We start from the raw sequence: 22,229 nt of genomic DNA, 5'->3' as shown, positions 1-22,229 counted from the left end.
GACAGCCAATGCCGTTTCGGACAGATGCCAGCGAATTTTCGCATAATGACGTTGTCTCAGCATGTTGCATGGCATGCCGCCTCGGGGCATGCCGCAGATCGCCATTGCGCCGCAAAGGCACAGGGTCCAGACCACCGACAGCCGCAGGGAGGAGACCATGGCACAAGACAATCCGCTTCCGGTGTTCGACGGTCACAATGACGCGCTTTTGCGCCTGTGGAAGACCGGGGGCGCGGACGCCGCGCAGCGCTTCGTCACCGGCGAGGAGGTCGGTCATATCGACCTGCCGCGCGCGACGCGCGGCGGCCTTGCCGGCGGGCTTTGCGCAATCTACGTCCCCAGCGAGCGCGTGCCCGACGCCGAGGGCAACTGGCCGACGCCGGCACAGCCCGAGGCGCTTTCGGTCACCATGGCCATGGCCGGGCTTCTGGGCCGCATCGAACGCGCCTCGCGCGGCGGGCTGCGGATCTGCCGCTCGGCGGCCGATATCCGCGCCGCCATGGCCGCCCGCGCCTTCGCCGCGGTCATGCATGTCGAGGGGGTCGAGGCGATCGGCGCCGATCTGGACCTGCTGTATCTCATGCACGAGGCCGGGCTGCGCAGCCTCGGCCCGGTGTGGAGCCGGCCGAACATCTTCGCCTTCGGCGTGCCGTTCCGCATCCCGCATTCGCCCGACATCGGCCCCGGCCTGTCGGACACCGGGCGCGACCTGATCCGCGCCTGCAACGAGCTGCGGGTGATGGTGGACCTGTCGCACATGAACGAGGCCGGGTTCTGGGACATCGCCAGGCTCAGCCATGCGCCGCTGGTCGCCAGCCATTCGAACGCCCATGCCATCTGCCCGCACAGCCGCAACCTGACCGACCGCCAGCTGGACGCGATCCGCGACACGGGCGGGCTGGTCGGGATCAATTTCGGCGTCGCCTTCCTCGACCCCGAGGGCAGGCGCGACACCGGCATGCCGCTCTCGGGACTGGTGCGCCACATCGACTATATTGCCGACCGCATCGGCATCGAACATGTGGCGCTGGGATCGGATTTCGACGGCACTACCATTCCGGCGGCGATCCGCGGCGCGGACGATCTGCCCTTGCTGGTGCAGGCGATCCGCGCGGCCGGCTATGACGGCGACGACCTCGCCCGCATCACCCATGGCAACTGGCTGCGGCTGCTGGAGCGCACCTGGGGCGGCTGACCCGACAAGAGGCCGGCCCCTTTTCAGTCCCGGGCGTGCAGCCAGTCCGACAGCAGCGGCCGGGTGGCGCCACCCGGTCCGGAGACCGCGGTGGCGGCGCAAAGCGCGTTCAGGATCGCCTCCTGGGTCGCCTCGGCGACGGCGCGGAACATGTCGTCGATGCGGCTGTCCGACAGGCGCTGCATCGGTGCCAGATCGCCCTGGGGCGCGTGGTCGATGCGGTTTGCCGTGGTAAAGCCCAGCACGATGTCGCCGCTGCCATGGCCCCAGAAGGCGCCCGTGCGCGCGATTCCTGCCCCGCCGCGCCGGCAGATGCGCTGCAGTTGGCGCTGATCCAGCGGCACGTCAGTCGCCAGGATCACGATGATCGAGCCCTTCTCGGGCGCAGCGGGCTGGCGCGGGTCGGGGCGGCGCCCGTCGGGCAGGACCAGATCGCCGGCACGGCCGAAATTTGCCAGCACCAGCGCGCCGAGGTGATGCGCCCGCCCCGCCACCGTCACCTGGCGCGAGGCGGTGCCGATGCCGCCCTTGAAGCCGAAGCAGACCATGCCGGTCCCCGCACCCACCGAGCCCTCGGCCACATCGGCCCCCGCGCGGGCCAGCGCCGCTGCCGCATCGGCCTCGGTCACCGCCATGGCCTGGATGTCGGACAGCATGCCGTCATTGCATTCGCAGACCAGCGCATTCACGGTCGAGGTCGCGCGGCCGATCTGCGGGCTCTCCGCGATCGCGGCGCGGACCAGCGCATTGACGCAGGTGCCGACGCCGAAAGTGTTGGTCAGCAGGATCGGGGTCTCCAGCGTGCCCAGTTCCGCCACCTGCACCAGCCCGGCGCTTTTGCCAAAGCCGTTCACCACCTCGACCGCTGCGGTCAGCTTTTGCGCGAACAGGTTGCCGGGCGCGGGGATGATGGCGGTGACGCCGGTGTTCACCGCCCCCTCGCGCCGGGTGCGATGCCCGACGCGCACGCCCGGCACATCGGTGATGGCGTTCTGCGCCCCTGTCGGCAGGATGCCGGGGATCAGGCCGAAATCACGGGCGCGAGGCATGGCGGCATCCTTTCGCGGGGCGGGTCAGATGATCTTCTCGCAGGTGCGGGCGGTGGCAAGATAGATCTCCTGCAAGGCCCGCGTCACCGGGCCGGGCTTGCCGTCGCCGATCTGCACCGCGCCGATGCGCACCACCGGCATCACCAGGCTCGAGGCGCTGGTCAGGAAGGCTTCGGCCGCCGCCTCGGCCTCGGCCGGGGTGAAGGCGCGCTCTTCAAGTGCCATGCCGCGCGCCGCGACCAGCGCCATCACCGCGCGCCGGGTGCAGCCGGGCAGGATCGCATGCGAATTCGGCCGCGTCACGATGGCGCCGTCACGGGTGACGATGAAGGCCGTGGACGAAGCGCCTTCGGTGATATGGCCGTCCTCGAACAGCCAGACATCGCCAAAACCCGCCGCGGCCGCCGCCTGCTTGGCCAGCACCTGCCCCAGGAGCATCACCGTCTTGATGTCGCGCCGCGCCCAGCGGCAGTCCTCGATCAGCGCGACCGAGATGCCGTCGCGCTGCGCGGCGGTGTCATACAGCTTTTTTGGCTGGGTGAAGGCCACGAAGGTCGGCGCCATGTCACGCTCGGGCAGGAAATTGCGCTCGGCCACGCCGCGGGTGACCTGCATGTAGATGGTGCCGTCGGTCATGGCGTTGCGCCGGACCAGTTCGCGCTGCATCGCCGCCACCTCGGGCAGCGGCAGGGGCAGCGCGATGCCCAACTCGCCCAGAGAACGCTGGAACCGGGCCAGATGCAGGTCGTTGTCGATCATGTGGCCATCGACCAGCGCCGTCACCTCATAGATCCCGTCGCCGAACAGGAAGCCGCGGTCCATGACCGGGATCCGTGCATCGGCCTCGGCCAGAAACTCTCCGTTCAAATAGATCTGTCGCATCGCTTGCCGCCCGGGTTGAAACTGCCCTGCAGGCTAGTCGCACGGCGCGAAAATGGCCAATGCCGGTTTCGGTTCAGGTCAGACCGTTTTTGCATGACCCTGGCCCGCACCACTCTGGCCGGCACCGCTCTGGCCGGCAGCGGCGCGCGCCGCTAGAAATGCCGCAAACGGAGGCCGGCAATGGAACTGAAATGGCTTGAGGATTTCATCATGCTGGCCAATACCGCCAGCTTCTCGCGCGCGGCGCAGGCGAGGAACGTCACGCAATCGGCCTTCAGCCGCCGCATCAAGCAGCTTGAATCCTGGGCCGGCGCGCCGCTGATCAGCCGCGCCACCATCCCGGCGGAACTGACCGCCGAGGGCCGCGCCTTCCTGCCCTTCGCGCAAGAGACGCTGCGCAGCTTCCAGACCGCGCGCGAATCGCTGGGCGCGCGCGATGCCGGACCTGGCGAAAGGCTGACGCTCGCCTCGCTGCACACGCTGAGCGTCACCGTGATGCCGGAATGGATCGAGCGCATCGCGACGGTGCTGCCCGGGTTGCGCACCCGCATGATCCCCGACCGCGGCGGCATCGAGGACAATCTCGAGGCGCTGGTCAGCGGCGAGGCGGACCTGTTCTCGAGCTATGCCCATCCTTTCGTGCCGGTGCTGCTGGATCCGGGGCAGTTCGACTGGATCACCCTCGGCCATGAGGCGATCCTGCCGGTGATCGCGCCGGCGCTGCGCACGCCTGCGCTGCCGGCGCCGGCGACCTGCGCGGATTTCCTGGCCGAGATGGCGCGGCTTGGCCGGCCGGTGCCCTATCTGGACCATGGCCCCTCGTCCTTCATCGGCACGGCGCTGGCGCGGCTGCTGGCGGGGCGGCCGCTGAATCGGCATGTGGTGCATGAACACGCGATCTCGGTCGGGTTGCGCGCCATGGCGCTGCGCGGCTGGGGCCTGTGCTGGCTGCCCGAGCGGCTGGTGCAGGGCGATCTGGCCGCGGGGCGGCTGGTGCCGGCCTCGGGCGATGCCGGCTGGCGGCTTGATACCGAGATCCGGCTCTATCGCTACAAGGGCGAGGGAAGGTCGCTGTCCACCGAGCGCTGGCAGGCCATCGCCGCAGCTTTCCAGGGCGGCGGCAAGGGCTGAAAGGGATCCGCGCTCAGCGCGCGCCCCAGGTGTCGGACAGGCGATAGCCCTCGGGCCAGGGGTCGGCCGGGTCCAGCATGTGCTGATGCATGCCGGTGATCCAGCCGCGCCCCGAGATCTCGGGCCGGATTGCTGCCACGCCCGCCAGATCGCAGCTGCCCAGGATGCGGCCGCTGAACTCCGAGCCGATCAGCGAGATCGCGGTCAGCCGGTCCGCCGTGTCCATCTGGCCGCGCGCATTGAGCACCGCCATGCGCGCCGACAAGGCCGTGCCGGTGGGCGAGCGGTCGACCTTGCCCGGCCGGATCGCCACCGCCGCGCCGGCGCGCAGCTCATGGCTCTGGCGCGTCACCGGACCGGCGAACAGGCAGAAGGAATAATGCCGCCAGTCCGGGTTGGTCGGATGGCGAAAGCCCAGCTGCTCGGTGCCCGCCTCCGAGATGCGAACCCCCAGCCTTGCGATGTCATGCGCCTCGTCCGGGGTCAGGGAAAATCCCAGCGCCGCGGCATCGACGATGACGAAACTGTCGCCGCCAAAGGCCGTGTCCACCGCCAGCGTGCCCAGGCCCTCGACCTCGATCCGCGCATCCAGCCGCTCGGCAAAGCTGGGCAGGTTCTCGACGAAGATGCGCTCGGCCTTGCCATCCCGGCATTCGGCGCGCACCCGCACCAGCCCGCCCGGCGCCTCGAGCAGCATGCGGGTCTCGGGCTCGTGCATGGGGACCAGCCCGCTGTCCAGCAGCACCGTGGCGACGCAGATCGAATTCGAGCCCGACATCGGCGGCGTGTCCTCGGGCTCCATGATGATGAAGGCGGCATCGGCCTCGGGGTGCCTGGGCGGCACCAGCAGGTTCACATGGCGAAAGACGCCGCCGCGCGGCTCGTTCAGCACGAAGTTGCGCAAGCGGTTGTCGCGGGCGATCCAGCGCGACTGCTCCCAGATCGTGTCGCCGGGGGGCGGGCGCACACCGCCGACGATGACATCGCCGACCTCGCCCTCGGCATGGGCCGAGATCACATGGATGGTCCGGGTGCTGCGCATGTCATTCCTCCTGCAGCCAGTCGGGAAGCGTCAGGGGCGCGCGGCCGCCGATCGCCGCCGCGGCGCAATCGGCAAGGCTGCCGAAACGCACCGCGCGACCCGACAGCCCCGGCCCGTAATGCGCGTATTTGCCGGAATTGGTCATCAGCGCGCGGGTGGCCGGGGGAAACACCGGCTCGCTGATCGAGCACCAGCACAGGTCGGGCAGCACCTGCACACCCGCGCCCTCCAGCCGCGCCAGCGTGCCCTCGGCGCGCGCCTCGGCGATCACCTGCCGCCCGGCGGTCAGGATGGTGGCGACGCCGACGCGCCGCCCGGCCAGCGCCGCGGCCAGCGCCCGGCATTCGGCCAGCGAGGCATGCGGGCTGCCGATGGCCACCAGATCCACGGCCTCGGGCCCGTCGTTCAGGATGCGCCAGCCCGCCACCATTTCGGCGCGGGTGATGCGGGCCGCGTCAAGGCTGCTCGAGCGCAGATGCGCCTCGGGGGTCACGCCCTCGACATGCAGCATGGGCGCGGCCGAGGTGGTGCCGAAGGCCGCGCACATCGCCTTGAGATCGTCAGGCCCGGGCCCTGCCGCCGCCAGCCCGCGCAACAGCGGGATGCGGTCGGGCGCCACCCGCCCGGCCAGCCAGCCGATCAGCGGCCAGAAGGCATCGTCGATCCCCGCCGGCAGTTCGACCTCGATCACCCGGCGCGCGACGCGCATCGTGTCCAGATAGACCCCCGCAAGCGGCGCCCGCCCGGTCAGCGCGATGCACAGGTCCAGGAAATCCGGGTGCTTGGCGGTGCGCGCGCCCAGCACGGAATTGGCATAGACCACCGCATTCGATTCCGCCCAGGCCACCGGCTCGCCCTGCAGCGGGGCGTCGGGCAGCAGATAGGGCGAGCAGGTGAAGCTGGGCTGGCAGCCCATGCGCACATAGGCATCGGCCAGGCGCTGCGCCGGCAGGCCGAAACCGGGCGGCACGCCCTGCGCCCGCCAGTTCGCGTGATCGACGGAAATGGCGTTCATCGTCGTCGGAATGCGCACCCGCGCGCCCATGTCGGCCATCCGCTCGGCAAAGGTCAGGTTGGCGGGGCTGGCATAGATGCAGCCGTCGATATGGCCGCGGGTCACGTCGATCAGCCGCGCCGCGCCCTGGTTCGCCGCCATGGCGCAGATGATCCGCATCGCCTGGCGCGGCGCCTCGCCCGCCTCGCCCGCCAGCATGGCGCGGTCGCCCTCGCTCAGTTCCAGCGCCGCGCCGGCGGGCGGGGCAACCGGGATCGAGACCCCGTCGGCAAGGATCTCCTCGGCACCGATGCGCACGGTCGCCGCCCGCGCCACCGTCGCGAAGGCGTCCGGCGACAGGCGCAGCACCGGCAGGGCATGGCCGAACATGCCGGCCGCGATCAGCGCCCCCAGCGTCGCCACGTCCTCGGGTTCGGAAAACAGCAGCGCCGCCGGGGCGTGGCCGTTCAGCGCCATGTCCAGCAGCACCCCCGAGCCGGTGCAGGACCCGCGCGTGCCCGGCATCGCCAGCACCGTGCCGGCGAGGCATTGCCCGTGCAGCGGATGGTGCACGTCGATCACCCGCCCGGTGGCGGGATCGACCCCGCCCCAGAAGCTCAGCGGCTCGGGGCTGGCCAGCACCGGGCCCGCGGCCGAGCCCGCAAGAACCGCCTCGGCGATCATTTCACCACAAAGCCATGCGCATAGGGGTCGCGCTCGTCGATGAAGATGGTGTTGATGCCGGTCTGGCGCGCCCAGCCGCCGATCGAGGGGATGATGGCGGGCCGCCCGGCGACCACCGCCGCGGCCTCGACCCGTCCCTTGAAGATCGAGCCGATGATCGATTCGTGCCAGAACTCGTCGCCGACACCCAGCTTGCCCCTGGCGGCCAGTTGCGCCATGCGCGCCGAGGTGCCGGTGCCGCAGGGGCTGCGGTCGATGGCCTTCTCGCCATAGAAGACGGCATTGCGCGCATGGGCGCCGGGCTGGGTCGGTTGCCCGGTCCACAGGATATGGCTGAGTCCGTTGATCTCGGGGTGTTCGGGGTGGACGAACTGGTATTTCGCGTTCAGCGCCGCGCGCAAGCGTGGCGACCAGCCGACCAGTTCGCCCGCCGTATGATCGGCCATGTCGCGAAAATTCTTCTGCGGCTCGACGATGGCATAGAAATTGCCGCCGTAAGCCACGTCGACCACGATCTCGCCCAGACCCTCGACCTGCGCCGTCAGCCCCTCGGCGTAAAGGAAACCCGGCACATTGGTCAGGCGCACCTCTTCGACAAAGCGGCCCTCCTGGCGATAGGTGATGTCCACCTTGCCGGCCGGGGTCTCGATCGACAGGCGCCCCGGCGCGCGCGGGGTGATCAGCCCGTTCTCGATGCCCATGGTGATGGTGCCGATGGTGCCATGGCCGCACATCGGCAGGCAGCCGGAAGTCTCGATGAACAGCACCGCCACGTCGCAATCGGGCCGCGTCGGCGGATAAAGGATGCTGCCCGACATCATGTCATGGCCGCGCGGCTCATACATCAGCCCGGTGCGCACCCAGTCGAAGTCGCGCAGGAAATGCGCCCGCCGCTCCAGCATGGTGGCGCCGTCAAGCCGCGGCCCGCCGCCCGAGACCAGCCGCACGGGGTTGCCGCAGGTATGGCCGTCGAGACAGGAAAACGTGTAGGTGGTCATGGGTCAGAACCTTTCGGGCCGGTGCCCGTTCAGAAGCGTTGCGCGGAAAAGGGGGCAAGGTCGATGGCCGGGCGCGCCCCGGTCACCAGATCGGCGACCAGCCGCGCCGTGCCCGGCGATTGCGTCAGGCCAAGGTGGCCGTGACCGAAGGCATAGGTGACGCGGCGCGTGGCCCGCGCCGGACCGATGGCCGGCAGGCTGTCGGGCAGCGAGGGGCGAAAGCCCATCCATTGCACGCCGCCCGCGGGCTTCAGCCCCGGCAGGAAAGCCATGGCCTTTTGCAGCATCGCCTCCGCGCGGCGGAAATTCGGCGGCCGGCTGAGCCCGCCCAGCTCGACCGCGCCGCCGACGCGGATGCCGGCGGACAGCCGTGTGACGACAAAGCCATGGCCGCCGAATGTCACCTGGGTTCTCAGGTCGAAGGCATCGCCGGGCAGAGTGGTGTTGTAGCCGCGCTCGGTCTCCAGCGGAATGCGTTCGCCCAGGCTGCGCGCCAGGCGATGCGAGAAGGCGCCGGCCGCGACCACGACATGGCCCGCGCGCCGGACGGTTCCAGCGGTCACCTCGACGCCATCATCCAGCGGGCGCAGCGCCGTCGCCTCGGCCTGCTCGATGCGGCCGCCGCCGGCACGCAGCCGCTCGGCCAGGGCCAGGGTATAAAGCCTCGGGTCGCTGATCGAAAACCAGCCCGGGGTGAAGGTGCCGCGCAGGAAACGCGGTGCCAGCCCGGGCTGGATGCCCGCCATCTCGCCGGCATCGACATGCAAAAACGAGATGCCGTGTTCGGCCCGCGCCTGCCAGCCGGGCAGGCTGGCCTGAAATTCGGCCTCGGATTCATAGACCTGCAGGTTGCCCTCGTTGCGCAGCATCGAGATGGTGCCCGAGGCGTTCAGAAAGGGCTCGAGCTCGGCTCGGGACAGGTCCATCAGCGCCGTCTGCGCTGCGGTCGAATGCGCCACGCGGTCGGGCTGGCAGGCGCGCCAGAAGCGCAGCATCCAGGGCGCGATCTGCAGCGCATAGCCCGGCGGTACCGACAGCGGCCCCAGCGGATCGAGCAGCCATTTCGGCGCCTTCTTCAGGATGCCGGGCGAGGCCAGCGGCAGGATGTCGGTAAAGGCAAAGGCCCCGGCATTGCCGGCGGATGCGCCGGACGCCGGCCCCTCGCGGTCCAGCACGGTGACGGCAAGCCCGCGCGCCTGCAGCGCCAGCGCCGCCGACAGGCCGACGACACCCGCGCCAATGACGATCACATCGCTTTGCATCACGGCCTCAATGCGTGGCGGCCAGGAACTTCTGCAGCTCGGGATCCCTGGGGGCGCCGAACAGTTCCTCGGGCGGGGCAATCTCGGCCATGACGCCCTTGTGGAAAAATGCCACACGGTCAGATACTTCACGCGCAAACTTCATCTCATGCGTGACGCAGATCATCGTCATCCCCTCGCGCGCAAGCATGCGCAAAGTGTCCAGCACCTCGCCCACCAGCTGCGGGTCAAGCGCCGAGGTCACCTCGTCGAACAGCATGTAATGGGGCGACATGGCAAGCGCGCGGGCGATCGCCATGCGCTGCTGCTGCCCGCCCGACAGCCGCGAGGGATAGACCTGCAGCTTTTCGCCCAGGCCCACATGGGTCAGCTGCTTGACGGCCTCGGCCTCGGCCTCGGCCTTCGGGCGCTTCAGCACCTTGCGCTGCGCCAGCATGACGTTTTCCAGCACGGTCAGATGCGGGAAGGCGTTCCATTGCTGAAAGACGATGCCGATCTTCTGGCGCAGCTTGTTGAGGTCGGTCGATCTGGCGTGGACCTCGGTGCCGTCGACCAGGATGCGGCCGGAATCGATCGGCTCGAGCCCGTTGATGCAGGTCAGCAGCGTCGACTTGCCCGAGCCCGAGCCGCCGATGATCGTCAACACCTCGCCCCTCTGCACGGTCAGGTCGATCCCCTTGAGCACCTCCAGATCGCCGAAGGATTTGCGGACATTCTCGATCTCAATCATTGGACCACCGTTTTTCCAGATAGCCGCCAAAGCGCGCGACGGGGAAGCTGATGACAAAATAGAACAGCCCGCAGATCAGCAGCAGGAACAGCGGTTCCTGCAGGCGGGTGATCAGGATCTGCGTGGACTTCAGCAGTTCGACCACCTGCACGATGAAGACCAGCGCCGAATCCTTCATCACCCCCAGCGCCAGCCCGATCCAGGAGGGCAGCGCGACGCGCGTGGCCAGCGGCAGCACGATCGAGACCATGTCCTGCCCCCAGCTCATCCCCAATGAGCGCGAGGCGCGGCGCAGCGTCAGCGGCACCGATTCGATGCCGCCGCGCACAATCTCGGAACAATAGGCCGAGGTGTAAAGCGACAGCACCACCAGCGCCACGGTCAGGCCGGATACCCGGATGCCCAGCACCGTGGTGATGAAGGCATTGGCCAGCACCAGCTGGATGAGCAGCGGGATCGAGCGGAAGATGTCCAGAAAGAAGGTCAGCGGCGCCGCCCACCACGGCCCGACCTGAAAGCGGAAGACGCCAAAGACGATGCCCAGAAGGGTGCCGAGAACCACCGAGACGGCGGTGACGAACAGCGTCATCCCCGCGCCCTTGGCCAGAAACAGCATGTCGTTCAGGGTCAGTGCGGTTTCAAACATCGCGCGCCCTCAGTACCGGAACAGCCGCGCGGCCAGCAGGCGCGCGCCAAGGGTGATCGCCTTGGTGATCAGGTAGAAGATCACCGCCGCGATGGCGAACAGCTCGAACGTGCGGAAGGTGCGGGCATTCAGCGCGCTGGTCACGCCGTAAAGGTCGCTCTGCAGCGCCACCACCGCCCCGAGCGAGGTCATCAGGATCGCCCAGACCATCTGGTTCGTCATCGGCAGGAAGGAAATGCGCAGCATCTGCGGCATCACCACATTGCGGAATGCCTGGCCCGCGCTCATCCCCAGCGATCGCGCGGCGCGGGTCTGGGTCTCGGGGATCGCCTTCAGCGCGCCGCGGAAGTTTTCCGCCAGATAGCCCGCATTGTTGAAGGTGATGCCCAGAAGCAGCGACATGAAGGGCGACAGGTGGATGCCGAAATTGCCCAGGCCGAAATGCGCCATGTAGATCTGGAACAGCGCCGGCGTGTTGCGGGCGATCTCGACCCAGGTGGTGGCGACGGACGACAGGATGCGGTTGCCGGACATGCGGCACACCGTCAGCACGATGGCGATGACGATGCCGATGCCCATGGACAGGATCGCGATCTCCATGGTGACCAGCGCCCCGGCCAGCATGTCGGGCAATGATGCGAAGGCCTGCTTCCAGCGGAAACTATAGTTGAACATGACCGCCTCGGGTCTGGGGGCACGGGAACGGCGCGGGATCTGCCCCGCGCCGTCCTTTGGCCTGGCTCAGCGATAGACGCCCTTCACGGTCAGATCGGCCGGCTCGCCCTCGCCGACCCATTTCTTGTAAAGCTCGGCATAGCGGCCGGTGCGCACCTGCTGGTTGATGAACAGGTTCATGTAGTTCAGCAGGCCGTATTCCTCGCGCAGGGTGATCAGCGCGACATAATCGGGCACCATCGGCGCCTTGTCGACGATCTTGATACCGGGGAAATTGCCCGATTTCACGTTGGCCTCGGCCACTTCCACGGTCGAGACGGTGGCATCGAGCTGACCCTGGCTGAGCGCGAGGAACACGTCGGCCTGGTTCTGATAGGGACGGAACTCGCCCGCGCCCCATTCCTTGACCTTGCCCTCAAGCCAGATCGCCTCATAGGTGCCGGCGGTGGCGCCCACGACCTTGCCCTTCATGCCTTCCCAATCGGTGATCGCGGCCTTTTCACCGACCACCACCGCGTTTTCAAAGGCGTAATAGGGGATGGTGAAACCCACGGTCTTGGCGCGCTCGAGCGTGTCCGAGGTCGAGGCCACGGCGACATCGACATTGCCCGACATCAGCGCCGGGATGCGCTCGGGGAAGGTGGTCTCGACCACCTCGGCCTTCACCCCCAGCGCCTTAGCGAGGTCGTTGCAGTAATCGACATCAAAGCCGACCGGGTTGTTGCTGCCATCGCGCGAGCCCATGGGCGGAAAGTCCAGCACCACGGCGCAGCGCAGCGTGCCGGCTGCGATGATGTCGTCAAGCTTGTCGGCCATGGCCGGTGCGGCGACCAGCGAGGCCGCCATCAGCCCGGTAGCAAGGAACGTGGTTTTCATTTTTTCTCTCCCTGTGGTGACAGTTTCTGATTCTGTTCCGATTTGAATATCCCGGCTCGCCGGAAGCAAATCAAATCAAAAATACAACCAGTATACAAAGCGCGCACCGGTTGCCGCCGCCCGGACCGGCCCGCCTCCTCCGCGGGCCGGCCCCGGCGGGCTCAGTCGAAATCCCCGGGCAGCAGCGCCTCGGGAAAATTCTGATAGCAGACCGGGCGCAGAAAGCGGCGGATCGACAGCGTGCCGACCGAAGTGGCGCCGAAATTGGTCGAGGCCGGATAGGGTCCGCCATGCACCATGGCGTCGCAGACCTCGACCCCGGTCGGAAAGCCGTTGACCAGCACCCGCCCTGCCATGCGCTCCAGCACCGGCCGCAGGCGGCGCGCGGCGTCCATATCCGCCGGCTCCATGTGGAGGGTGGCGGTCAGCTGCCCGGCAAAGCCGCGCGCCAGGCGCTCCATCTCGTCAAGGCTGCCCACGCGCACCACCAGGCCCAGCGGGCCGAAGACCTCCTCGCCAAGCGCGTGATCGTTCAAGAAGCGCTCACCCGTGGTCTGGTAGAGGTTCGGCAGGGCGCTGCGCCCGGCGGATGCGCTTTGCAGCACCGGGATGACGGCATTGCTGGCCTCCATGCGGGTCTGGCCGTCGCGATAGGCTTTCGCGATGCCGTCGGTCAGCATCACCTGCGGCGCCACCGCCGCCAGCGCCGCGCGGGTGCTGGCCACAAAGGTATCGGCATCGGCGCCCTCCAGCACCACGGCGATGCCGGGATTGGTGCAGAACTGCCCCGCGCCCATGGAGAGCGAGCCGGCCCAGCCCTGCCCCAGCGCCTCGGCGCGGGCGGCCATGGCGGCGGGCAGCATGAACATCGGGTTGACCGAACCCAGCTCGCCAAAAAAGGGGATCGGCTCGGGACGCGCGGCGCAAAGGTCGAACAGCGCCCGCCCGCCCGCCAGGCTGCCGGTAAAACCCACGGCCTTGATCAGCGGATGCGTGACCAGCGCCTCGCCCACCCTGCGGTCGCCGCCCTGGATCAGGCTGAACACACCCGGATGCACGCCCGTGCGGACGATCGCGGCGGCGATGGCCTGAGCCACGATCTCGCCGGTGCCGGGATGGGCGGAATGGCCCTTGACCACCACCGGGCAGCCGGCGGCCAGCGCCGCCGCGGTGTCGCCGCCGGCGGTCGAGAAGGCCAGCGGAAAGTTCGAGGCGCCGAACACCGCCACCGGCCCGATCGGGCGCTGGATCATGCGGATGTCGGGGCGCGGCGCCGGCTGGCGATCGGGCAGTGCCGCGTCGTGGCGGCGGTCCAGATGCGCGCCGGATTCGACGTGATCGGCAAACAGCCGCAGCTGACCCACGGTGCGGCCGCGCTCACCCTGCAGGCGGGCGGCGGGCAGGCCGGTCTCCTGGGTGCCGATCTCGGTGATCGCCTCGGCGCGCGATTCGATCTCCTCGGCGATGGCGCGCAGGAAGGCGGCGCGGCTGGCGCCGCTCGACTGGCCATAGCTGCCAAAGGCCGCCTCGGCCGCCTCGGCGGCGCGCGCCACCAGTTCCGGCGTGCCGATGGCATAGTCATGCGCCGGCCCATGCGCCGGGTTCGAGGCGAATGTGGCCGGCCCCGCGACCCATTCGCCCGCGATCAGATGCTTGCCGGAGGGGGGAAAGCCCATATTCTGGTCCTTTCTGTCAGCCATTCCGGCACGGCGGGGCGCGGAACGGGCAAGGGTTACGCTTTCCGTTTGTGTATACTTGATGTATGCAGGCAGTCAACCGCCGCGCTGCGGACATCCCAGGAGGACCAGATGAGCCGGACCTATACCATCGCGGAACTGCAGTCCCGCATCGACGCGATCCTGCGCCGCGGCGGCATGAATGCCGTGCAGGCCGAGGCGCTGGCGCGCGTCATCACCGCGGGCGAGCGCGACGCCTGCAAGTCGCATGGCGTCTACCGCATCGAGGGCGCGCTGCGGACGCTGAAGGCCGGCAAGGTCAGGGGCGACGCCATCCCCGAGCTGCTGCCCGACGACGGCGGCGCCATCCTGCGGGTGAATGCGCGTGACGGGTTTTCCAACCCGGCCTTCGAACTGGGCCTGCCGCATCTGGCCCGGCGGGCGCAGGCTCTGGGCCTGGCCGCGCTGGTCGTGAACGATTGCACGCATTTCGCCGCGCTCTGGCCCGAGGTCGAGGCGGTGACCGCGCATGGGCTGGCGGCGTTGGTCATGTGCCCGAGCTATGCCACCGTGGCCCCGACCGGCGGCAACCGGCCGCTGCTGGGCACCAACCCGCTGGCGTTTGGCTGGCCGCGTCCGGGGCGCGCGCCCTATGTCTTCGACTTTGCCACCTCGGTCGCCGCCCGCGGCGAGATCGAGCTGCATCGCCGCGCCGGCACGGAACTGCCGCCGGGCTGGGCCATCGACGCCGCCGGCCAGCCGACCACCGACCCGGATGCGGCGCTGGCCGGCGCCATGCTGCCCTTTGGCGGTCACAAGGGCTCGGCCATCGGCACGATGATCGAACTGCTGGCCGGGGTGATGATCGGCGACCTGACCAGCCCCGAGGTGCTGGGCCTTCTGGGCAGCACCGCGCTGGCGCCCATGCATGGCGAGCTGGTCATCGCGCTTTCGCCGCAGAAATTCGCCGCCGGCCGCACGGGCGACCCCTTTGCCCGCGCCGAGGCGCTGTTCGCCGCCATCGAGGGCCAGGGCGCGCGCCTGCCCTCGGGCCGCCGCTTTGCCGCTCGCGCCAGATCCGCGGCCGAGGGCATCACCCTGAACGACGCCGAGGAGGCGCAGCTTGCGCGTCTGGCGGAACTGGGCCTTGACGCGATCGCCTGAGGCCGGGGGGGGGCCGCGCTTTCCCCTGGCTCTGGGGCAGAGGCGCAACAGCCGGGGCCCGGCCGGCGCCGCCTTCGACCCCCGCGCCGCCTCCGGGCGCCGCGGCCTCGGGGCACCGGTGGCTGGACGCGGCAGCGGCGCTGGCGCGGGGCACGCTTTCGGTCATGCCGGGAATTTTCAGGGCAAGCTCAGCGGCTTGGGCGGCGCAATCCGATCGCGGCGCCCAAGCCGGGTGATGCCCGCGGCCCGACCCCAAGATGCTGGTCAAGGCGACATTGCGTCGCGGTTCCGGCAAATCGAATCAGGCAAAGCATAAACAGCTAACCAATAATACAACTGCCAAGTTCATCTCGGCGATTTACCGCCTATATATGGGTTTGGTATTCTGGCCCCATGACAGGTCGCAAAGCCGGTTTTCTGGTAGAGCGGCGGGACCACACGACAAAGTGCCGAAATTCGGCCCGCTGGCGAATGCGTGTCGCCGGGGGAGTGCGGGCTTGTGCCTTGGCGCCGGGGGAGGCAGCGCAGGTGAAACGTCTGAGCGGGTTCTGGGGTCTTCTGTTCGCGTTCTGGACATCCGAACGCTGGCGCGAGGCGTGGCTGCTGACCGTGATCGTCCTGGCGATGACCACGCTGATCAGCAAGGCCGGCGTCTGGGTCGCGATCGCCAGCGCGGATTTCCTGGCGGCGCTGGCCAATGTCCAGTCCCGCGACGGCGCGGACGCGGCCGGCCAGGCCGTGCTGCTGGCGGGCGCGACCTATCTGGGTCTGTTCCTCGCCCGCGCAAGCGGTGTGGCGCTGCGCCATTTCGTCTCGACCACGCTGCACCGGCGGGCGCGCGGCTGGCTGGTCGGCCAGTTCAACGACGCCATCCTCGCGGATGAGCGCATCGCCCTTGACCTGATGAGCGACCGTTCCGCCACGGGCGACGGCTCGCGCATGCCCGACGCCATCGACCAGCGCGTCGATGTCTGCTCGGCCAGTCTTTACGGCGGCGTCATCGGCCTGGCCATGGGGCTCTGGGGGGCGGTGGCCTCGATCTGGTTCGTGACCGTGGCGCTGCTCGAACGCAGCCAGCCGGTGCCCTTCCTCGACCTCTGGGGGGCGCAGGCCAACGCGGCCCTGACACATTGGGCCCCGGCGATTGCGGCGCAGGTCGATCTCGTGCCCGGCAACCATGGCACGGCGCTGCTCAGCCTGGCGCTGGTGCTGGTCTATGTGCCGGCGATCAGCCTCATCGCCTGGCGTCTGGGCCGCATCCTCGAGCGGCTGAGCATCCGGCGCCAGCGCCGCGACGGCGCCTGGCGGGGCGAATGGGCCACGATGCTGAACCGGGTGGGCCAGATGGCCGCCGCCCGCGGCGAGCGCGCGCAAAGCCGCATCAACGGCCAGCTCTATGCCGGGCTGGACCGGGTCTGGGGCCAGCAGAACTGGCTTTCGGCCGGCATGATGCTGTTCACCGGCATGTATAATTTCCTGTCCTCGCGCCTGCTGGCCTATCTGCCGGCGCTGCCGGCCTATCTGGCGGGCAACCTCAGCTTTCGCAACTTCGTCGCCAGCAGCGAACTGACGGCCGAGCTGATCGGCGACATGTCCTGGTTCATCAATGTCATGCCCGAGATCGCCACCCTGCGCGCCAATGCCGCGCGGCTGAACGAACTGGCCGCCGCCATCGAGCGCGTGCGCCGGCGCCAGGAATTCTACGCCGAGACCGGCATCAGCCGCTTTCAGCGCTCCCGCCCGCTGTCGGGGCCGGTGCTTGACCTGCAGAACCTGCGCCTGCGCCACCGCGGCCACGATGCCCCGGTCTTTCTGGAACTGGCACGGCTGCGGCTTTATCCCGGCGACCGCATCTGCCTGAACGGTGAGAACGGCTGCGGCAAAAGCAGCCTGCTGAAGGCGGTGGCCGGCATCTGGCCCTATGGCGAAGGCCATGTCGCCCTGCGGCGCGGCTCGCGCCTGTTCATGGCCGGGCAAGAGCCGGACCTGCCGGACCGCATGACGCTGAAGGCGCTGGTGACCTATCCCGACCATGCCGAGCAGCATTCCGACCTGGCCGCAGCCGCCGCGCTGTCACGGGCCGGGCTTGGCGAATTCATCCAGCAGCTCGGGGATGAGCTTTGCCAGGGCCGGAACTGGCGCAACGTGCTTTCGGGCGGGCAGAAGCAGCGCCTGGTGCTGGCGCGCATCCTGCTGGCCCGGCCGGACCTGCTGCTGCTGGACGAGGCGACCTCGGCCCTGGATGCCGACGCGGTGGCCGAGTTCCACCTGACGCTGCACGAATGCCTGCCCAGGGCCGCGATCCTGTCGGTGCTGCACGGCGAAACCGCGCCCTATACGCCCGAGGGCGAGCCCTTCTATGCCGCCGTCCTCGACATCCGCGACGGCGTGGCCCTGCTGCGGCCCGCCCAGCGTGCCGGCCTGGCCGCCATCCGCCACGCCGCCGAATAGACCCAGCCCCGAAGGAGCGCCCCATGCCGGATCCCGCCGTCGAACGCCTGCTGGCGCAGATGACGCCCGGGGAAAAGATCGGCCAGCTGAACCTGCTGCCGGCGGGCGAGGGCCTCGTCACCGGCGCCCACCAAGCCAGCCCGCTGGCGCAGAGGCTGGATGCCGGCCAGGTCGGCGCCGTCTTTGGCACCAAGTCGCTGCTGACGGCGCGCGCCATGCAGGAACGCGCCCTGGCCGGATCGCGGCTGGCCATTCCGCTGTTCTTTGCCGAGGATGTCATCCACGGCCACCGCACGGTGTTTCCGCTGAATATCGCGCTGGCCTGCAGCTGGGACATGGCGCTGATCGAGGCGACCGCGGCCCATGCCGCCGCCGAGGCCGCCGCAGAGGGGCTGCACCAGGTCTATGCGCCGATGCTGGACATTGCCCGCGACCCACGCTGGGGCCGGGTGGCCGAGGGCCCGGGCGAGGATGCGCTGCTGGCCTCGCGCATCGCGCGGGCGGCGGTGCGCGGCTTTCAGGGCGACGACCCGGCTGGCGCCGGCCGGGTCGCCGCCTGTCTCAAGCATTTCGTCGCTTACGGCGCGCCGCAAAGCGGCCGCGACTATGACAGCGCCAGCCTGTCCTGGGAGGACCTGCTCGAGACCTACCTGCCGCCATTTGCCGCCGGGCTTGGCGCCGGTGCCGCCAGCCTGATGGTGGCGTTCAACGCGGTGAACAAGCTGCCGATGCATGCCCATGCCCCGCTGATCGAGGGCTGGCTGCGCGGCGGCCAGGGCTTCGACGGGCTGGTGGTCTCGGATTATACCGGGGTGCGGGAACTGGTCGCGCATGGGCTGGGCCCGCCCGCCACCGCCGTGGCGCGGGCGCTTCATGCCGGCGTGGACATGGACATGGTGGGCGAGGATTACCTGCGCGAACTGCCGGCGCTGGTCCGCGACGGCTTGCGCGCGCCCGAGGCCGGGTTTTCGCTGGCTGCACCGCAGATCGAGGCGCTTGTGGACCGCGCCTGCCGCCGCGTGCTGGCCTTCAAGGCGCGGCTGGGGCTGCTGGACGACCCTTTCCGCGGCATGCATGGCCGGCACGCGCCGGCACGCGCCACGGGCCGCAAGCTGGCACGCCGGGCGGCGGCACGCGCCGCGGTGCTGCTGAAAAACGACGGGCTGCTGCCGCTGTCGTCGGGGGCCAGGGTGGCGTTGGTCGGCCCCTTCGCCGCTGATCGCGCCAATATGCTGGGCACCTGGGCGGTCTCGGGCCGGGCCGAGGATGTCGTGCCGCTGGATCAGGCCATCGCGGCGCTGACCGGCCGCGCACCGGCGCTGGCCTGGGGCGCGAATATCGTCGATGAGCCCTGGCTTGAGCAGCGGCTGAACGTGCATGGCGTGACCGTCACCCGCGACCCGCGGCCCGAGTCCGAATTGCTGGCCGAGGCAGCGGCGCTGGCCCGAGATGCGGATGTGGTCATCGCCGCCCTCGGCGAGGCCAAGGAACATGCCGGCGAATCCGCCTCGCGCCTGGCGCCGGAACTGCCGGCGGCACAGTGCCGGCTGCTGGCGGCGCTGGCCGCCACCGGCAAGCCGCTGCTGGTGGTGGTCTTTGCCGGGCGCCCGCTGGCCCTCGGCGCCGTCGCCGCGCAGGCGGATGCGCTGCTTTACGCCTGGCACGGCGGCGTGGCCGGGCCCGAGGGCGTTGCCGATCTGGTCTTTGGCGCCGTCGAGCCCTCGGGGCGGCTGGCGGTCACCCTGCCCGCCCATCCCGGCGAGGTGCCGCTGAGCCATGCCTGCGACCCGACCGGGCGGCCCGACCCCGGGCATTTCACCAAGTTCCTGACCGGCTGGCTGGACCTGCCCGACGATGCGCCGCGCTTTCCCTTCGGCTTTGGCCTCGGCTATGCGCGGGTCGAATACGGCGAGCCCACCCTGTCGCAACCTGCGGCCCATGCCGCAGAGCAGGTGGAGCTGCGCGTCACGCTGGCCAATCTCTCGGCCCGCCCGGCGCTTGAGACGGTACAGCTTTACGCCAGCGACCCGGTGGCTCGGCTGACCCGCCCGGCCCGCAAGCTGGTCGAATTCACCCAGCTGGCGCTGGCCCCCGGCGAAAGCCGCGAGGCGGTGTTCCGCATCAGCGCCGATCAGTTCCGCTATCCGATGGCGCCCTCGCTGGCCGGGGCGGAATGGCTGCGCGATCCGGGGCTGATCCGGCTGCATGTCGGCCCGAACAGCCGCGACACCCGGACGGTGGATCTGACATGGCTGGACTGAGCCGCGGCCTTGACGACGCCGCCCTGCGCGACCGGGTGGCGCAGGCGACGGCGCTGTATTTCCTGGACTGGAGCCATCCGGTCAGCGGCATGGCGCGCGAACGCAGCGCCGGCGCCTTTGGCTATGATGTCCAGCAAACCGTCTGCACCGGCGGCACCGGCTTTGGCCTGCTGGCCCAGCTGGTCGCGGCCGAACGCGGCTGGCGGCCCCGCCACGAGATCCTCGGGCGCTGCGAAAGGCTGCTGGGGTTTCTGGAAAGCGCCGACCGCTTTGACGGGGTGTTCCCGCATTTCCTGCATGGCACCAGCGGGCGCGTCCTGCCCTTCATGCGCGGCGACGATGGTGGCGATCTGGTCGAGACCGCCTTTCTGATGCAGGGGCTTTTGGGCGTCGCGGCCTATTTCCGGAACGAGCATGCCCTGGTCGCCCGGATCGAGGCGCTGTTTGACGCGGTGAACTGGGCCGCGCATCTGCGCGCGGACGGCGCCGTGATGTGGCATCGCCACCCCGCCCGGCCCTGGGCCCCCGACGCGCTGCCGATCCGCGGCTGGAACGAGGCGCTGGCGGTCTTTGTCCTGGGCGCCGGGTCGCGCAGCCACCCGATCCCGGCGAGTTCCTATCACCAGAGCTGGGCGCAGGCGCCGGCCTTTCGCAATGGCCGCGCCTATGGCGGCATCCGCCTGCCGCTGGGTCCGGACTGGGGGGGGCCGCTGTTTCTGTCGCAATACCCTTTCCTCGGCATCGATCCGCGGGGCCTGCGCGACGCCTATGCCGATTACGGGCTGCAGGCGCGCGCGCATGCGCTGGTCAACCGCCGGCACTGCCTGCTGAATCCACAGGGCTGGCCGGGTTACGGCCCCGACCTGTGGGGCCTGACCGCCAGCGACGATCCCGCGGGCTATGTCGCGCATTCCCCGACCGAGGATACCGGCACCATCACCCCCAGCGCAGCGCTGGCCTCGTTTCCCTTCGCCCCGGCCGAGGCCATGCCTGTGCTGCGGCATCTGCACGACGATCTGGGGGAACGCGTCTGGGGCGAGGCGGGATTTGTCGATGCCTTTTGCCCGGCGCAGGACTGGGTGGCCGAAAGCCGGCTGGCCATCGACCAGGCCCCGATCACCATCGGACTTGAGAACCACCGCTCGGGGTTGATCTGGCGGCTGGTCTCGGGTCGGCCCGAGGTGCGGCGCGGGTTGCGCGCGCTGGGGTTCACCGCCCCCTACCTGACCCCCGACAGCGCCTGAAGCGCCAGATCGCGCGCCGCCACGGCCTCAAGGAATGCTGCCGCCGACCAGGTCAGGTCAAGGCACGAGGCCGGCGCGCCGCTGACGCGGTCGAACTGCTCGGGCAGCGGCCCGGGGGGACGGGGCGCGACACCCTGGATCAGCCGCATGCGGGCCTCGGCGCGGGCGAAGGTCGCGGCGTCGCCGGTTGCCGCCGCGATGCGGTAATGCAGCTCGGCAAAGCCCAGCGTCACCGGATACCAGGGATTGCCGCCGAAGTAACCGTCCTCGGCCCAGCGTCCGACGGCGGGCACCGGCCGGCCGGCGTTGATCGGGTAAAGCCCGGCAAAGACCCGCTCAAGCGCGGCCAGCGTCGCCAGGGTGCGGGGCGCGCCCAGGGCAAAGGGTCCCTCGGACCGGCGCGCCTGCAGGATGGCGAGGCAGGTGGCGCTGTCGGGCGCACCCGCCGGCGCTTCGAGGCTTTCGCGCCAGCCGCCGGTGCCGGGGTCGGCGGCCTCGGCGATCAGCGCCGCCAGGCGAAGGACCGCATCCTGCATCGCCGCGTCGCCCTGACGCCGGCCGCCACGATCGAGCGCGTCCCATTCGGCCAGCAGCGTGAAGGTGGTGCGCCGCACCGGCGCTTCCTCCCAGGGGCCGATGCAGGGCCGGCCGGCGACGGCCAGCACATGCGCAAGGTCGCGGGCGATCAGCCGCTCGGCCTCGGGGCCGGCGATGGCGGGCAGATCCTGCAGCAGCGCCATCAGCGCCGAGGCGCGCAGCGCCGGACCGTCGTCCTGCGGCCGGCTCCATTGTTCGAGATCGGGGCCGCCGTCGGCGGCGACGCGCGGCTCTTCCAGCCAGGCGGTGCCGGTCAGCGCCGCCAGTTCCGCATCCGGGCGCAGGAACTGCGCATGTCCCGGCAAGGCGCTGGCGCGCAGCGGGTTCAGCGCCGGGCCGCGGCGCGACGGGTCCGAGATGCGCAGCGAGAACCCGATGTGATCGGCGCAGAAGCCCAGCCAGAAATCCCGCGCCTGCGGCTCGGCGGCGATCGCCAGCGGCACGGCGCGCAGCACGATGGCGCTGTCGCGGATCCAGTGGTGGAAATAGTCCGGTTCGGGGTCCCAGGCCGCCATGCGCGGCGAGGCCAGGACCGAACCGGCAGCGGGCCGCAGGTCCCAGCCAAAGCCCGGGCGCCGGCAGGTCAGATGCCGGGCCGAGCAGGCGTTGCGCATGGCGCGGGCCGAACCCAGCCGCTGCGCCGCGATCCAACCCGCATCTGGCCCCTCCATG

At 69.9% G+C, this 22,229-nt stretch carries 18 protein-coding genes; 6 read left to right on the top strand and 12 right to left on the bottom strand.

What is annotated here, in order from left to right:
* Window positions 1-157 precede the first annotated feature (157 nt).
* Window positions 158-1,195 carry a dipeptidase gene (locus tag WMK75_RS01295; protein WP_347265845.1) on the top strand — a complete coding sequence of 346 codons (1,038 nt, stop codon included), beginning with the start codon at window positions 158-160 and terminating at the stop codon, window positions 1,193-1,195.
* Window positions 1,196-1,218: 23 nt separating this feature from the next.
* Here the strand turns inward: WMK75_RS01295 and WMK75_RS01290 are convergent, their stop codons facing one another.
* Both WMK75_RS01290 and WMK75_RS01285 read right to left on the bottom strand, forming a co-directional pair.
* Window positions 1,219-2,244, bottom strand: coding sequence for a P1 family peptidase (locus WMK75_RS01290; protein ID WP_347265844.1), 1,026 nt, complete (start codon window positions 2,242-2,244; stop codon window positions 1,219-1,221).
* Between the two features lie 24 nt (window positions 2,245-2,268).
* Window positions 2,269-3,126 (bottom strand): D-amino-acid transaminase, encoded by an 858-nt coding sequence (locus tag WMK75_RS01285; RefSeq protein ID WP_347265843.1) that lies wholly within the window; start codon window positions 3,124-3,126, stop codon window positions 2,269-2,271.
* A 180-nt stretch (window positions 3,127-3,306) separates the two neighbouring features.
* On the opposite strand from WMK75_RS01285, the gene WMK75_RS01280 reads away from it, so the two are divergent.
* Window positions 3,307-4,257 carry a LysR family transcriptional regulator gene (locus tag WMK75_RS01280; protein ID WP_347265842.1) on the top strand — a complete coding sequence of 317 codons (951 nt, stop codon included), beginning with the start codon at window positions 3,307-3,309 and terminating at the stop codon, window positions 4,255-4,257.
* A gap of 13 nt (window positions 4,258-4,270) precedes the next feature.
* Here WMK75_RS01280 and WMK75_RS01275 read toward each other — a convergent pair whose 3' ends face one another.
* From WMK75_RS01275 to WMK75_RS01235, 9 genes are all read right to left on the bottom strand, one after another.
* Window positions 4,271-5,299: a proline racemase family protein gene (locus tag WMK75_RS01275; protein WP_347265841.1), complete on the bottom strand. Its 1,029-nt coding sequence runs from the start codon at window positions 5,297-5,299 to the stop codon at window positions 4,271-4,273.
* Window position 5,300: 1 nt separating this feature from the next.
* A complete protein-coding gene (locus tag WMK75_RS01270) occupies window positions 5,301-6,977 on the bottom strand; it encodes an aconitase X (RefSeq protein WP_347265840.1) in 1,677 nt (558 codons plus the stop codon).
* Window positions 6,974-7,975: a 4-hydroxyproline epimerase gene (locus tag WMK75_RS01265; RefSeq protein WP_347265839.1), complete on the bottom strand. Its 1,002-nt coding sequence runs from the start codon at window positions 7,973-7,975 to the stop codon at window positions 6,974-6,976. Before WMK75_RS01265 ends, WMK75_RS01270 begins: the two co-directional genes overlap by 4 nt.
* 29 nt (window positions 7,976-8,004) lie before the next feature.
* Complete coding sequence (locus WMK75_RS01260) at window positions 8,005-9,237, bottom strand: FAD-dependent oxidoreductase (protein WP_347265838.1); 1,233 nt, start codon at window positions 9,235-9,237, stop codon at window positions 8,005-8,007.
* Between the two features lie 7 nt (window positions 9,238-9,244).
* Window positions 9,245-9,967: an amino acid ABC transporter ATP-binding protein gene (locus tag WMK75_RS01255; RefSeq protein WP_347265837.1), complete on the bottom strand. Its 723-nt coding sequence runs from the start codon at window positions 9,965-9,967 to the stop codon at window positions 9,245-9,247.
* The gene (locus WMK75_RS01250; RefSeq protein ID WP_347265836.1) at window positions 9,960-10,613 is read right to left on the bottom strand and encodes an amino acid ABC transporter permease; all 654 of its coding nucleotides are present in this window, start codon (window positions 10,611-10,613) and stop codon (window positions 9,960-9,962) included. The genes WMK75_RS01255 and WMK75_RS01250 overlap by 8 nt, the downstream gene beginning before the upstream one ends.
* Before the next feature lie 9 nt (window positions 10,614-10,622).
* Window positions 10,623-11,288, bottom strand: coding sequence for an amino acid ABC transporter permease (locus tag WMK75_RS01245; protein ID WP_347265835.1), 666 nt, complete (start codon window positions 11,286-11,288; stop codon window positions 10,623-10,625).
* 66 nt (window positions 11,289-11,354) lie between these two features.
* Window positions 11,355-12,164 (bottom strand): transporter substrate-binding domain-containing protein, encoded by an 810-nt coding sequence (locus tag WMK75_RS01240; RefSeq protein WP_347265834.1) that lies wholly within the window; start codon window positions 12,162-12,164, stop codon window positions 11,355-11,357.
* Window positions 12,165-12,325: 161 nt separating this feature from the next.
* Entirely contained in the window at window positions 12,326-13,840 is a 1,515-nt protein-coding gene (locus WMK75_RS01235; RefSeq protein WP_347265833.1) for an aldehyde dehydrogenase (NADP(+)), read from the bottom strand.
* 132 nt (window positions 13,841-13,972) lie between these two features.
* On the opposite strand from WMK75_RS01235, the gene WMK75_RS01230 reads away from it, so the two are divergent.
* The 4 genes from WMK75_RS01230 (at window position 13,973) to WMK75_RS01215 (ending at window position 20,960) form a co-directional block, all read left to right on the top strand.
* On the top strand, window positions 13,973-15,004 hold the full coding sequence (locus WMK75_RS01230; RefSeq protein WP_347265832.1) for an Ldh family oxidoreductase: 1,032 nt from the start codon (window positions 13,973-13,975) through the stop codon (window positions 15,002-15,004).
* Between the two features lie 528 nt (window positions 15,005-15,532).
* A complete protein-coding gene (locus tag WMK75_RS01225) occupies window positions 15,533-17,455 on the top strand; it encodes an ATP-binding cassette domain-containing protein (protein WP_347265831.1) in 1,923 nt (640 codons plus the stop codon).
* A 23-nt stretch (window positions 17,456-17,478) separates the two neighbouring features.
* Window positions 17,479-19,716, top strand: a complete 2,238-nt coding sequence (locus tag WMK75_RS01220; protein WP_347265830.1) for a glycoside hydrolase family 3 N-terminal domain-containing protein — start codon at window positions 17,479-17,481, stop codon at window positions 19,714-19,716.
* Window positions 19,704-20,960 (top strand): glucoamylase family protein, encoded by a 1,257-nt coding sequence (locus WMK75_RS01215; RefSeq protein ID WP_347265829.1) that lies wholly within the window; start codon window positions 19,704-19,706, stop codon window positions 20,958-20,960. The genes WMK75_RS01220 and WMK75_RS01215 overlap by 13 nt, the downstream gene beginning before the upstream one ends.
* On the opposite strand, the gene WMK75_RS01210 is transcribed toward WMK75_RS01215, so the two are convergent.
* The gene (locus WMK75_RS01210; RefSeq protein ID WP_347265828.1) at window positions 20,936-22,228 is read right to left on the bottom strand and encodes a glycoside hydrolase family 15 protein; all 1,293 of its coding nucleotides are present in this window, start codon (window positions 22,226-22,228) and stop codon (window positions 20,936-20,938) included. The genes WMK75_RS01215 and WMK75_RS01210 overlap by 25 nt on opposite strands.
* Window position 22,229 lies beyond the last annotated feature (1 nt).

The organism is Paracoccus sp. (in: a-proteobacteria) (assembly GCF_039808215.1).
In the GTDB taxonomy this organism is placed as follows: domain Bacteria; phylum Pseudomonadota; class Alphaproteobacteria; order Rhodobacterales; family Rhodobacteraceae; genus Paracoccus.
This window is presented reverse-complemented; position numbering and strand designations above follow the sequence as displayed.